The 12,231-nt window shown below is 69.3% G+C and carries 11 protein-coding genes; 5 read left to right on the top strand and 6 right to left on the bottom strand.

Annotated elements, in window-relative coordinates; genetic code table 11:
- Window positions 1-85 precede the first annotated feature (85 nt).
- From ACFVYN_RS37480 to ACFVYN_RS37465, 4 genes are all read left to right on the top strand, one after another.
- On the top strand, window positions 86-1,375 hold the full coding sequence (locus ACFVYN_RS37480; protein ID WP_390006694.1) for an RNA-guided endonuclease InsQ/TnpB family protein: 1,290 nt from the start codon (window positions 86-88) through the stop codon (window positions 1,373-1,375).
- A 319-nt stretch (window positions 1,376-1,694) separates the two neighbouring features.
- Window positions 1,695-2,831 (top strand): ABC transporter ATP-binding protein, encoded by a 1,137-nt coding sequence (locus tag ACFVYN_RS37475; protein WP_390006693.1) that lies wholly within the window; start codon window positions 1,695-1,697, stop codon window positions 2,829-2,831.
- 237 nt (window positions 2,832-3,068) lie between these two features.
- Window positions 3,069-3,530 (top strand): hypothetical protein, encoded by a 462-nt coding sequence (locus ACFVYN_RS37470; RefSeq protein ID WP_352388858.1) that lies wholly within the window; start codon window positions 3,069-3,071, stop codon window positions 3,528-3,530.
- A 59-nt stretch (window positions 3,531-3,589) separates the two neighbouring features.
- Window positions 3,590-4,321 carry an NDP-sugar synthase gene (locus ACFVYN_RS37465; RefSeq protein ID WP_390006691.1) on the top strand — a complete coding sequence of 244 codons (732 nt, stop codon included), beginning with the start codon at window positions 3,590-3,592 and terminating at the stop codon, window positions 4,319-4,321.
- Between the two features lie 164 nt (window positions 4,322-4,485).
- Here ACFVYN_RS37465 and ACFVYN_RS37460 read toward each other — a convergent pair whose 3' ends face one another.
- The 6 genes from ACFVYN_RS37460 to ACFVYN_RS37435 all read right to left on the bottom strand — a co-directional run bounded on the left by ACFVYN_RS37460 (window position 4,486) and on the right by ACFVYN_RS37435 (window position 10,874).
- Window positions 4,486-6,105: a DoxX family protein gene (locus tag ACFVYN_RS37460; protein ID WP_390006690.1), complete on the bottom strand. Its 1,620-nt coding sequence runs from the start codon at window positions 6,103-6,105 to the stop codon at window positions 4,486-4,488.
- Between the two features lie 118 nt (window positions 6,106-6,223).
- A complete protein-coding gene (rlmB, locus tag ACFVYN_RS37455; protein ID WP_390006689.1) occupies window positions 6,224-7,165 on the bottom strand; it encodes a 23S rRNA (guanosine(2251)-2'-O)-methyltransferase RlmB in 942 nt (313 codons plus the stop codon).
- A 102-nt stretch (window positions 7,166-7,267) separates the two neighbouring features.
- Window positions 7,268-8,665 (bottom strand): cysteine--tRNA ligase, encoded by a 1,398-nt coding sequence (gene cysS, locus ACFVYN_RS37450; RefSeq protein WP_390006688.1) that lies wholly within the window; start codon window positions 8,663-8,665, stop codon window positions 7,268-7,270.
- Between the two features lie 144 nt (window positions 8,666-8,809).
- Window positions 8,810-9,307, bottom strand: a complete 498-nt coding sequence (gene ispF, locus ACFVYN_RS37445) for a 2-C-methyl-D-erythritol 2,4-cyclodiphosphate synthase (protein ID WP_390006687.1) — start codon at window positions 9,305-9,307, stop codon at window positions 8,810-8,812.
- Window positions 9,297-10,061 (bottom strand): 2-C-methyl-D-erythritol 4-phosphate cytidylyltransferase, encoded by a 765-nt coding sequence (gene ispD, locus ACFVYN_RS37440; RefSeq protein WP_390006686.1) that lies wholly within the window; start codon window positions 10,059-10,061, stop codon window positions 9,297-9,299. Before ispD ends, ispF begins: the two co-directional genes overlap by 11 nt.
- Before the next feature lie 330 nt (window positions 10,062-10,391).
- Window positions 10,392-10,874, bottom strand: a complete 483-nt coding sequence (locus ACFVYN_RS37435; protein WP_003953493.1) for a CarD family transcriptional regulator — start codon at window positions 10,872-10,874, stop codon at window positions 10,392-10,394.
- Between the two features lie 633 nt (window positions 10,875-11,507).
- On the opposite strand from ACFVYN_RS37435, the gene ACFVYN_RS37430 reads away from it, so the two are divergent.
- The gene (locus tag ACFVYN_RS37430; protein ID WP_390006685.1) at window positions 11,508-12,158 is read left to right on the top strand and encodes a DUF461 domain-containing protein; all 651 of its coding nucleotides are present in this window, start codon (window positions 11,508-11,510) and stop codon (window positions 12,156-12,158) included.
- The last annotated feature ends 73 nt before the right edge of the window (window positions 12,159-12,231 follow it).

The following is a 12,231-nucleotide window of genomic DNA, read 5'->3' as shown; positions in this document are numbered from 1 at the left end:
CCAAAACCGTGCGTAACCATCCGTGCACCCGTTCGTTGATCGAGCTGACGTGCTGTTCCGAAGATCGGATCGTCAGGGAGGGGTCATGGGGGAGACAGAGGCCGAGCGCATCAAGCGTGAAGTCCTCGGCATCGGCGAGCGCCGGAAGCACCACACACGCAAGGCGACTCCGCTGAAGTCCCATGCCAAGGCGCCCGACACGCATCACCGTCTGTACCGGTTCCGCTTCTATCCGAACGAGGAGCAGGCCGAGCAGTTGGATCGGACGTTCGGGGCGTGTCGGTGGGTCTACAACGAGGGGCTGGCGCTGCGTTCGGGGGCCTGGGAGCGGTATCGGGTGAATGTGGGGTTCGCGGAGACGTGTCGGGCGCTGACGGGTTGGAAGCGGAAGGAGGAGACGGCGTGGTTGGGGGATGTGTCGTCGACGGTGCTTCAGCAGTCGCTGCGTCATCTGGATCAGGCGTACGGCCGTTTCTTCAAGGGTGAGGCCAGGTATCCGAGGCGGAAGAAGAAGGGTCGTTCGCGGGATTCAGCAACGTATGTGCGTACGGGGTTCAAGTGGGTGGAGGATCCGGGGCGGCCGGGGACCGGTCTGATCACGTTGGCGAAGCAGTCGGTGCCGTTGGACATCCGGTGGTCTCGGGCCTTGCCTGCCGGGGAGGTTCCGGTGCGGTTGTCGGTGACGCGGGATCGGGCGGCCCGGTATTTCGTGTCCGTGCTGGTGGAGGAGCGGATAGCGGCGTTGCCTGTGGTGTTCCTGCCGGGGACGCGGGAGCCGAAGGCAGTTGGGGTGGATGTCGGGCTGGCGTCGCTGGTCATCCTGGACGACGGGACGAAGTTCGATCATCCGCGGTTGTTGAAGCGGTACGCGGAGAAGTTGGCGTGGTTGCAGCGGGAGCTGCACAGGAAGGTGCGGGGGTCGAAGAATCGGCAGAAGGTCCGAGAGAAGATCGCGCGGCTGTACGCCCTGATCAGTGACGTACGCAGGGACATGCTGAACCAGCTCACCACCCGCCTCGTGCGCGAGAACCAAGTGCTCGTGGTGGAGGATCTCTCGGTCGGGACCTTGATGCGGGTGGCGCGCGGCAAGGGGCGAGGACGGAAGGCGAAGCTGAATCAGGCGATCATGGACGCCTCGTGGGGAGAGTTGCTACGGCAGCTGCGCTACAAGTGCGAGTGGTATGGCCGGACGCTGGTGGTTGTAGATCGCTTCTTTCCCTCGACACGGCGGTGCTCCGCCTGCCATGTCACGGGGCCAAGACTGGACGTCTCGGTTCGCAAGTGGACGTGTGGCGGGTGCGGGGCCCTGCACGATCGTGATGTGAACGCTGCCGTGAACCTCAGAGACGAGGGATTGCGTTTGCTGGCCGCGTAGAGCGCGGCTGCCGTAGTACGGACCGACGGGCCGTCGGCCGGAATGCCTGTGGAGTCCGTGTAAGACCGGTCAGGCCCAGCTCACCGTAGCTGTGCGTGGGTGGCAGTGGGTGTTGAAGCAGGAAGCCGCTGGGCAAGGTCAAAAGTAAGTTGCTCTGCCCCGTTCGAAAGTTTCCGCGAAGTTCACAGTCCGCCAGGTACTGACATACGCATGAACGCCAGGTACCGTCCAGAGCCAGTCCACACCTGTGTGGACTACACCACCTTCCTACAACGGATCGTCCGGCACGTTCCTGCCGGTAGAAGGGGGCCTCTGAGCCATGGCCACTGTTTCGTTCGACAAGGCGACCCGCATTTACCCGGGTTCCACGAAGCCCGCCGTCGACGGTCTCGACATCCACATCGAGGACGGCGAGTTCCTCGTCCTGGTCGGCCCGTCCGGCTGTGGCAAGTCCACCTCGCTCCGCATGCTGGCGGGGCTCGAGGACGTCAACGGCGGCGCCATCCGCATCGGTGACCGCGACGTCACGCACCTGCCGCCGAAGGACCGGGACATCGCCATGGTGTTCCAGAACTACGCGCTGTACCCGCACATGACCGTCGCCGACAACATGGGCTTCGCGCTCAAGATCGCCGGCATCAACAAGGCGGAGATCCGGCAGAAGGTCGAGGAGGCCGCGAAGATCCTCGACCTCGTGGAGTACCTGGACCGCAAGCCGAAGGCGCTCTCCGGTGGTCAGCGCCAGCGTGTCGCGATGGGCCGTGCCATCGTGCGTGAGCCCCAGGTCTTCCTCATGGACGAGCCGCTGTCCAACCTGGACGCCAAGCTCCGTGTCTCGACCCGTACGCAGATCGCCTCGCTGCAGCGCCGTCTCGGCATCACCACCGTCTACGTCACCCACGACCAGGTCGAGGCCATGACGATGGGCGACCGGGTGGCCGTGCTGAAGGACGGTCTGCTCCAGCAGGTCGACTCGCCGCGCAACATGTACGACCGCCCGGCGAACCTGTTCGTCGCGGGCTTCATCGGCTCCCCGGCGATGAACCTCGTCGAGGTCCCGATCACCGACGGCGGTGTGAAGTTCGGCAACAGCGTGGTGCCCGTCAACCGCGAGGCCCTCAAGGCCGCCTCCGACAAGGGTGACACCACCGTCACCGTCGGCGTCCGCCCCGAGCACTTCGACATCGTCGAGCACAACGGCGCCGCCGCCTCGGCCCTCTCCAAGGACACCGAGGACGCCCCGGCCGGTCTCGCGGTCACCGTGAACGTCGTCGAGGAGCTCGGCGCCGACGGTTACGTCTACGGTTCCGCCAAGGTCGACGGCGAGCTGAAGGACCTGGTCGTCCGTGTCAGCGGCCGCGCGGTCCCGGAGAAGGGCGCCACGCTGCACGTCGTGCCGCGTCCGGGCGAGACCCACGTGTTCTCGACCTCCACGGGCGAGCGCCTCACCGACTGAGGACGAACCGCAGCAATTCACCCAGGTTGACGAGAAGGGCCCCGCAGAGCTTCTGCGGGGCCCTTCTCGCGCCCGGAACCCTCCCCGAACGTCCCCGAACGCGTCGACAAATACCCCGGCACACCGGTCATTTCGAGCAGTGTTCGTCAACGCCCTACCCGAAAATCGGCACTGCCTCATCCCCCGAACCGGTGACTAAATGTCGCCAAATCATTACCGCACGCTACCCTCACACGCGTGAAGCACTCCACTTACCAACAGACGCGACGCGGCCGGGGCCCCGCCCGCCGTATCGGCCGCTCCCTCGCCCTTGTCCTGCCGGTCGTCCTGGTGCTCTCCGGGACCCTCGCGGTCACCCGAGTCAACTGGTCGGGGGATCCCTCGAGCTCCTCGGTGCTCACCGCCTCGGACGCGACGGTCTCGGACAGCAAGCCGCGCAGCGCGCCCCTCGCCCCCCAGGACGCCCTGCGCGGGCAGCTCCTGACCGAGCTCCAGGAGAAGAACCCCGGCATCGCCCTCACGCACCTCCAGGAGGCCGTGAACGAGCGTCCCTCGCTCGCCAGACACTGCGCCTCCATCGCGAAGGCCCTGGGCCGCGCCGCGGTCCGTGTGTACGGCCCCACGCGTGCCCAGTCCTACGCCCGCCCCGTGTGCGACACGTCGTTCGCGACGGGTGTGGCCGCGGCACACAGCGGCTGACCCCGCGAGAGGGGATGCCGACCGAAGTCGGGAGAGGGGCGCGTCGTAAGGTTCCGGTCATGACCGATCCGAACGCCGCGTCCCGTCCCACCCAGGCCGTGATCCTGGCCGGCGGCCAGGGCTCACGGTTGCGCCCCTACACCGACGACCGGCCCAAGCCGATGGTCGAGATCCCCGGCACGGGAACTCCGATCATCGGCCATCAGCTTGTCTGGCTCGCCGAGGAGGGTGTGACGGACGTGGTGGTCAGCTGCGGGCATCTCGCCGAGGTGCTCCAGGACTGGCTGAGGACGGCCGACCTTCCGCTGCGTGTCCAGACGGTCATCGAGACGGAGCCGCTCGGCCGGGGTGGCGGACTGAAGTACGCGGCGGCGCGTCTGCCGCAGCCGGATCAGGCGTGGTACGCGACGAACGGTGACATCTGGACCCGGTTCTCGCTGCGGGACATGGCGGACTTCCACACCGAGCGGGACGCGGTCGCGACGCTCGCGCTGGCGCGGCCGCGCATTCCGTGGGGGGCCGTGCAGACCGACGGGTTCGGTCACATCACCGACTTCATAGAGGCACCGCCGTCGACGTTCGAGATCAACGCGGGCGTGTACGTCTTCTCGCCCGGGTTCGCCGATCTGCTGCCGGAGCGGGGGGACCATGAGCGGACGACGTTCCCCACGCTGGCCCGTGAGTTGCGGCTGGCCGGGTTCCCGATCCCGCAGGGGGCGTACTGGCGGGCCATCGACACCGCGAAGGATCTGACCGAGGCGGCGAAGGAGCTGGCGGCGCTCGGCCGGTAGGGGCGCCGTACAGCCGACGCCGTACAGCCGACGCCGTGCCGTACAGCCGATAAGGGCGCCGTAGACCGGGAAGGTCCCGCACAGTCTCTGTGCGGGACCTTCTCCGTGCGCGGGCGGTGTCTCTCAGCCGGTGGGGTCGCCCAGTACGTCGCCCACCGGCCCGCCTACCCCAACAGGCCGCCCACCAGGCCCGGTTGGCCGGAGGACGAGCCCCCGGTGCCGGAGCCGCCTGTTGAACCGCCGGAGGTGCTCGTGCCGCCGGTCGGGCCCGAGGTGGTGCTGGGGGCCTGCTGGGCCGGGGAGGACTGCTGGGGCGAGGTCCGGCCCGTGGTGCCCTGGGTCTGGCTGGGCGAGCCGCCGGTGGTGGTTGTGGTGCCGGTGTCGCCGGTGACGCCGGGGGTCGCCGAGGTCTTGGCGGACGGGCCCCTGGTGGCGCCCTGGCTGGGCTCGGTGGACGCCGGCGGCTTCTTGTGGCGGGCCTTGGCGGAGTCCTGCGGGAGCGGGGAGCCGGGCAGTTCGTTGCGCGGGGCATCGCCGGGGCCGGGGACGATGACGCGGTCGGCGTCCCGGACGGCACTGCCGAGCACCGAGCCGATCAGCAGGGTCAGGCCCATCACGATGGCGGTGACGAGGGCTCCGCGCCGAAGGACGTAGCGGCGCAGTTCCCAGATGTCGGAGAGGGGTCCGAGGCGGCGCCAGGCGCTGCCCGCGAGGCGGCCGTCGATGGAGTAGACGGGGGCGCCGGCGATGATCAGCGGGGACCAGGCGGCGAGGTAGATGATGTCGGGGGTGTCGTAGGCGGGGACGCTCTTCCAGCTGACGGTGACGAGGAGCGCGGCGGACAGGCCGGCGCCGACGACCGCGGCGACCCGCTGCCAGCAGCCCAGGATAGTGAGGACGCCCACGATGACCTGGAGGAAGGCGATGACGAGGCCGGAGCCGACGGGGTGCTGGAGGGCGAACTGGCGCAGTGGTTCGGCGACTTCCCAGGGGTGCAGGGTGTTGAGCCACTTGACCATGGAGCCGCGTTTGCCGCCGTCGAAGTAGACGGGGTCGCACAGCTTGCCCATGCCGGCGTAGATGGAGATGAAGCCGAGGAAGATCCGGAGCGGGAGGAGGACGACGCCGAGGTTCATCCGGCGGCCCGGGTAGTAGGCGTGCCGCGCGGCTTCGTCGCCCTGTCGCCTGGTGGCGCGGTCGGCGCGGGCCTCGTCGAAGCCGTCGTCGAACTCCTCGCCCTTGTGGGCGGGTTCGTCGTACGCGCTGCCCACCGTGCGCATGTGGGGCAGGAGTCGGGTGCCGTCGCCGTCGGGGGTGCGCTGGGCGCCGACGACCGGGGTCTCCATGGTCTGGGCCAACTCGCCGTCGTAGTCGGCCTGGTAGCCGTGGTCGACGTCGATACGGGGGATGACCTGGGTGGCTCCGGCGTCGGCGGTGGGCGGCTCGGCATGGCCGACGCTGCCGCCCCGCGCGGCCTGCAACAGGCGGTGGGCGCCGGTGTCGTCGGGGGCGGACCTGCCGCTCCACACGACGGGCCGTCGGCGCCCCGCGGCGCCGACGGCCGGCATCCGGGCGGTGTCCTCGGCGGCGATCAAGTGCCGTGCGATCCGCGGGGACTGGGCGCGTCTCGTCGACGCGCCCAACTGCACGCGGAAGCTCGCATGATTGACGATGATCTGCGCCGGATCGCTCGGCACCTTCACCATGCTCAGCGCGGGAGCGTCGTCGAATCCCGACGGGCCGTCCCCCGTGGGTGTGCGGGGTGTTCTGGTGTCCACACTCATCTAACCGAGTGACGTGTGCTTAGGACACTGCTTTGACTCGCCGGATGTGTCCGGACCCCGTCAAGCTTGCCCCGTACGCCGGGAACACCCCGTGTGGGGGACTGCGCCGAACAGTCGTTCAGCTGCGTCGGCGAGCCGCTTCGTACAGCACGATCCCCGCCGCGACACCGGCGTTGAGCGACTCCGCGCCGCCCGGCATGGGGATCCGCACCCGGTAGTCGCAGGTCTCGCCGACCAGGCGGGACAGGCCCTTGCCCTCGCTGCCGACCACGATGACGACGGGGCCGCCGAGGGCCTGGAGGTCGCCGATCTCGTGCTCGCCGTCGGCGGCGAGGCCGACGACCGCGATGCCCTGCTTCTTGTACGCCTCCAGGGCGCGGGTCAGGTTGGTGCAGCGGGCGACCGGGGTGCGGGCGGCCGTACCGGCGGACGACTTCCACGCACCGGCGGTCATGCCGGCCGCGCGCCGCTCGGGCACGAGGACGCCGTGGCCGCCGAAGGCGGAGACGGAGCGGACGGCGGCACCGAGGTTGCGCGGGTCGGTCACGCCGTCGAGGGCGACGATCAGCGGGTCCTCGCCGTCGTCGTAGGCGGCGGCCGCGAGGTCCTCGGGGTGGGCGTACTCGTACGGCGGGACCTGGAGGACCAGGCCCTGGTGGTTGAGCCCGTTGGTCATGCGGTCGAGCTCGGGGCGGGGGGCCTCCATGAGGTGGACGCCGCCCCGGTCGGCGACGAGCTGGAGCGCCTCGCGCACGCGCTCGTCGTTGTCGATGAACTGCTGGACGTAGAGCGTCACCGCGGGCACGCCCTCGCGCAGCGCCTCGACGACGGGGTTGCGGCCGACGACCATCTCCGAGGTGCCCTTGCCGCCGCGGCCGCGCGCCACGGGACGGCGTACCGCCTGCTTCGCCTTGGAGTTGGCGATGCGGTTCTTCTTGTGTCCCTTGCGCGCCTCGGCGGGCGGGGTCGGCCCCTTGCCCTCCAGGCCCCTGCGCCGCTGGCCGCCACTGCCGACCTGCGCGCCCTTCTTGCCGGACATGCGGCGGTTGTTGGCTGCCATGACCTACCTGTTCTACGTGAGTGTCTGCGTCGGTGAAACGTTCGTACGTCTATGCAGTGTGCCGCCCGGAGGGCCGGGCGGCACAATCGATCAAGGAAAGGGCTAGCGGGGACCCAGCGTCCAGCGCGGCCCCTGGGGACCGTCCTCGATGGTCAGGCCCGACTGGCCGAGCTGGTCGCGGATGGCGTCGGCGGTGGCCCAGTCCTTGCGGGCACGGGCCGCCTCGCGCTGGTCGAGAACCAGGCGTACGAGGCTGTCGACCACGCCGTGCAGGTCCTCGCCCCGGTCGGACTCACCGGCCCAGTGCGTGTCGAGCGGGTCGAGGCCGAGGACGCCGAGCATGGCGCGCACCTCGGCGAGGCGGGCCACCGCGGCTTCCTTGTCGTCGGCCGCGAGCGCGCTGTTGCCCTGCCGGACAGTGGTGTGCACGACGGCGAGCGCCTGCGGGACACCCAGGTCGTCGTCCATGGCCTCGGCGAAGGCGGGCGGGACGTCGGTGGCCGGCTCGACGGGACCGGCCTTCTCCACCACGCGCTGCACGAAGCCCTCGATCCGCGCGAACGCCGACTCGGCCTCGCGCATGGAGTCCTCGCTGTACTCGATCATCGAGCGGTAGTGCGGGGTGCCGAGGTAGTACCGCAGCACGATGGGCCGCCATGTCTTGACCATCTCGGAGACGAGGACCGAGTTGCCGAGCGACTTGGACATCTTCTCGCCGCTCATGGTGACCCAGGCGTTGTGCACCCAGTAGCGGGCGAACTCGTCGCCGTAGGCCTTGGCCTGGGCGATCTCGTTCTCGTGGTGCGGGAAGATCAGGTCCAGGCCGCCGCCGTGGATGTCGAAGACGGAGCCGAGGTACTTGTGGGCCATCGCCGAGCACTCCAGGTGCCAGCCGGGGCGGCCGCGGCCCCACGGGGTCTCCCAGTCGGGCTCGCCGGGCTTGGCGGCCTTCCACATGGCGAAGTCCCGCGGGTCCCGCTTGCCGGTGATGCCCTCCTCGGCGGGCTGGCGCATCTCGTCCAGGTCCTGCCGGGACAGCTCCAGGTAGGCGGGCCAGGACCGTACGTCGAAGTAGACGCTGCCGTCGGCCTCGTAGGCGTGTCCGCGCTCGATGAGGCCGCGCATCATCTCGATCATCTCGGGGACGTGCCCGGTGGCGCGCGGTTCGTAGGTCGGCGGCAGGCAGCCGAGCGCGTTGTAGCCGTCGTTGAAGGCGCGCTCGTTGTCGTAGCCGATGGACCACCAGGGGCGGTTCTGGTCGGCCGCCTTGACGATGATCTTGTCGTCGATGTCGGTGACATTCCGGATGAAGGTGACCTCGTAGCCGCGGTACTGGAACCAGCGGCGCATGATGTCGAAGTTCAGGTAGGAGCGGATGTGACCGATGTGCGGGGCGGCCTGCACGGTGGCGCCACAGAGGTAGATCGAGACACAGCCCGGCGTGAGCGGGGCGAAGTCACGGATCTGCCGGGCGCTGGTGTCGTACAGGCGAATAGTCACGGGACCTAGGGTAGTGGGCCGAAGGGGGTGCGTGGAGCAGCCTTTTGTCACCCTTCCCTTACGGCCGTTTGTCACCTTTCCCTTACGGCCGGTGCTCACCCTTCCCTTACGACCGGGTGGTCACCCATCCCTTACGGCCGGTGGTCACCCTTCCCTTACGACCAGGGCCATCGCGACCGCCATCAGTCCCTCGCCGCGGCCGGGGAATCCGAGGCCGTCCGTGGTCGCCCCCGACACCGACACCGGGGCACCCGCCGCCTCCGACAGGATCTTCTGCGCCTCGTCCCTGCGCCTGCCGATCTTCGGGCGCGGACCCACCACCTGTACGGCGATGTTGCCGATCCGGAAGCCCGCCGCGCGGACGATCCGGGCCGCCTCCGTCAACAGCGTGACGCCGGACGCACCCGACCACTCGGGGCGGCCGGTGCCGAAGTGCTGACCGAGGTCGCCGAGGCCGGCCGCGGAGAAGAGCGCGTTGCAGGCGGCGTGGGCGACGACGTCCGCGTCGGAGTGGCCGGCCAGGCCGGTGCCCTCGCCCTCCCACTTCAGGCCGGCGCACCACAGCTCGCGGCCCTCCTCGAAGGCGTGGATGTCGGTGCCGATGCCGACCTGGGGCAGGAGTACGGGCTGCTCAGAAGCCATCGTTGAGCCTCCTGCGGGCCAGGACCGCCTCCGCGAGGACCAGGTCCAGGGGGCGGGTCACCTTGAACGCCTCCTCGTGACCGGGCACGACGACGACGGTGTGCCCGAGCCGCTCGACCATGCTCGCGTCGTCGGTGACGTCCTCGGTGACCGTCTCGTGGGCGCGGATCAGGGTCGCCCGGTCGAAGCCCTGCGGGGTCTGCACGGCACGCAGGCGCGCGCGGACCGGGGTGGCCACCACCGGCTCCGGCTCACCGGGAGCGAGGGCCGGCTCGACCTCCTTCACGGTGTCCGCGAGGGGCAACGCCGGGACGACGGCGGGCGCGCCGTCCCGTACGGCCTCGATGACCGCGTCGACGGTGTCGACCGGGACGAGCGGGCGGGCCGCGTCGTGGACCAGGACGATGCCGAAGTCCAAGGGCAGGGCGTCCAGGCCGAGCCGGACCGATTCCTGACGGGAGTCGCCGCCCGGGACGACGAGGAAGTCCGTGCGCTCGGGCAACGCGTGCGCGTCGAGGAGGGACTTGACCTCGCCGGCGCCGTCGGGCGGGGCCACGACGACGACCAGGGAGACGGCACGGGACGCGGCCATCGCGCGGACCGCGTGGATCAGCATGGGGGTGCCGTTCAGCGCGCGGAGGGCTTTGGGGGCGCCCGGACCGAGGCGTACGCCCCGTCCGGCGGCCGGAATCACCACCGCGGTGCGGGCCTCCGCATGTGCTTCGGCGGGCGAAGGACGCGAAACGTCAGACATCGGTTCCTGTCAGGTTTGTGTGCTCGGCCAACGTGGGTACGGAGACAGCGTGCCGGGCGCGACGGCTTGACCGGACCCTTCCGTGACCCCGGTCGAGCCAGCTGCCCGGGCCCGGCACGCCAAGTATCGGGGGATCTTTCTCCGAGAGAAAAACGCGCACGGCACGTGGGGCGTCTTCGCAGTGAGCGTCATGGATCCGGCATCCGGAGACAGACATGCCGCAGCGCCCGGCGACAGCTGTTGCGTCATCGGGCACCGCGGCATTTCAGTGCGGCAATTCGGATTCAGTTTGTGCTGAGCTGAGCGGGCGAGGTGCCTGCACAGAGACGCTCAGGACGCGAGAACCTCGTCGAGCAGCGCCTCGGCCTTGTCCTCGTTCGTGTTCTCCGCGAGGGCGAGTTCACTCACCAGGATCTGCCGAGCCTTGGCGAGCATGCGCTTCTCACCTGCGGAGAGTCCGCGCTCGCGCTCACGACGCCACAGGTCACGCACGACTTCCGCGACCTTGATGACATCGCCGGAGGCGAGCTTCTCCAGGTTTGCCTTGTAACGACGGGACCAGTTAGTGGGCTCCTCGGCGTACGGCGCGCGCAGCACCTCGAAGACCCGGTCCAGCCCGTCCTGACCGACCACATCGCGCACGCCGACGAACTCCGCATTGTCCGCTGGCACACGTACCGTCAGGTCACCCTGGGCGACCTTCAGCACCAAGTAGGTCTTGTCCACGCCTTTGATCTGGCGAGTTTCGATAGCCTCGATCAGCGCGGCCCCGTGATGGGGATAGACCACGGTGTCGCCAACCTTGAACGTCATGTGACAGGTACCCCTTCCGTGGCTATCCAGGGTAACACGGAAACTGCGGGTTCTGAATGGCGTTTTCGCAGGTCAGGGCATATCTCGGGGCTTGACAACAGCAACAGGAACGTGCTGCGCAGGCCGCACGGAACAAGGAATTCGCAGGTCGGAGCGGCTCTCCGCGCGAGGTGAAACGCGTACGTTACACACATCCGGAGGCCCCTCCGGACGGACTAACGTCCCCAAATGTCCGGTTCCATGTGTGCGACTTCCGCTACTCCGTTCGGTGCCCGGAGTCACTTCCCCGCCGAATCCGGAATTGATCACGCACGGCCGGCAGATCAGGTGGCGGATCAGGTGGTGATCAATTCCGGGGGCGGTCACACATTCCTTCACGGAAGTTTTGCTACTGGATGCGAACGCGGTTATGTGAATGCCGGACGAGCGCCGGAGTGCGGGGCAGAAGTGACCGGTGAGTCACTTGTGAAGCGAGTGACATGGGAGTGAGACGGGAGTGAGACGGGAGTGACACGCCCCTTGGGGAGGGTCGGGTGCGGCCCTGCGGGAACGGCTCGGTAACCTAAGGCCGCTGACAGACACTTAGCGCGGCTTTACGGGCCGCCCCGCTCAAGTCAAGGAGTTGCCGCCGCCGTGAGCAGCAGCCTTCGACGCGGCGCCCTCGCCGCCTCTGCCATCGCGTTCTCGATCGCCGCGCTCTCCGCGTGCGCGGCCGGCAGCGACGCCCAGACCCTGGAGGTCAAGCCGGACAACGCGGAGACCCGCGTGGGCGACATCAAGCTCCAGAACGTCGTGGTGATCACCCAGACGACCCCCGAGGCCTCCGGTGAGACCAAGGGCCCGGCCGTGCTCTCCGGCACCGTCTTCAACTCCGGCGACAAGGCCCAGACGCTGGACTCCGTGCGCATCGACGGCGGCGGCAGCGCCCGGATCACGCCCGCCAAGGGCAAGGGCAAGGTGACCGTCCCGGCCCACGGCTCCGTCATCCTCGGCGGCAAGGGCAACGCCTCCGCCGCGGTGACCGACCTCGGCGCGGGCGTCAAGAACGGCAACGCCCAGAAGGTCACCTTCACCTTCAGCACGACCGGTGAGGTCAGCCTGCGCGCCTTCGTCGTCCCGGCCGACAGCTACTACGCCAAGTGGGGCCCGAGCGCCGCGCCGACGGCGCCGAAGCCCTTGCCGAAGCCGACCGGCTCAGCGACCCCGACCGGCTCCGCCACGCCGACCGGCGCGGCGTCCGCGTCCACGAGCGCGACGGCCACCGCGTCGGCCGCGGGCCACTGAGCGGCCGTACGAGACAGCGGACGTACGAGACCGTCGTCACGTCGTACGCCGAAGGGCGGGACCTCCTCGGAGG

Origin of the sequence: Streptomyces sp. NPDC058307 (assembly GCF_042880295.1) — a bacterium.
Lineage (GTDB): Bacteria > Actinomycetota > Actinomycetes > Streptomycetales > Streptomycetaceae > Streptomyces.
The sequence above is the reverse complement of the archived record's forward strand: the minus strand, read 5'-3'. Positions and strand labels throughout refer to the sequence as shown.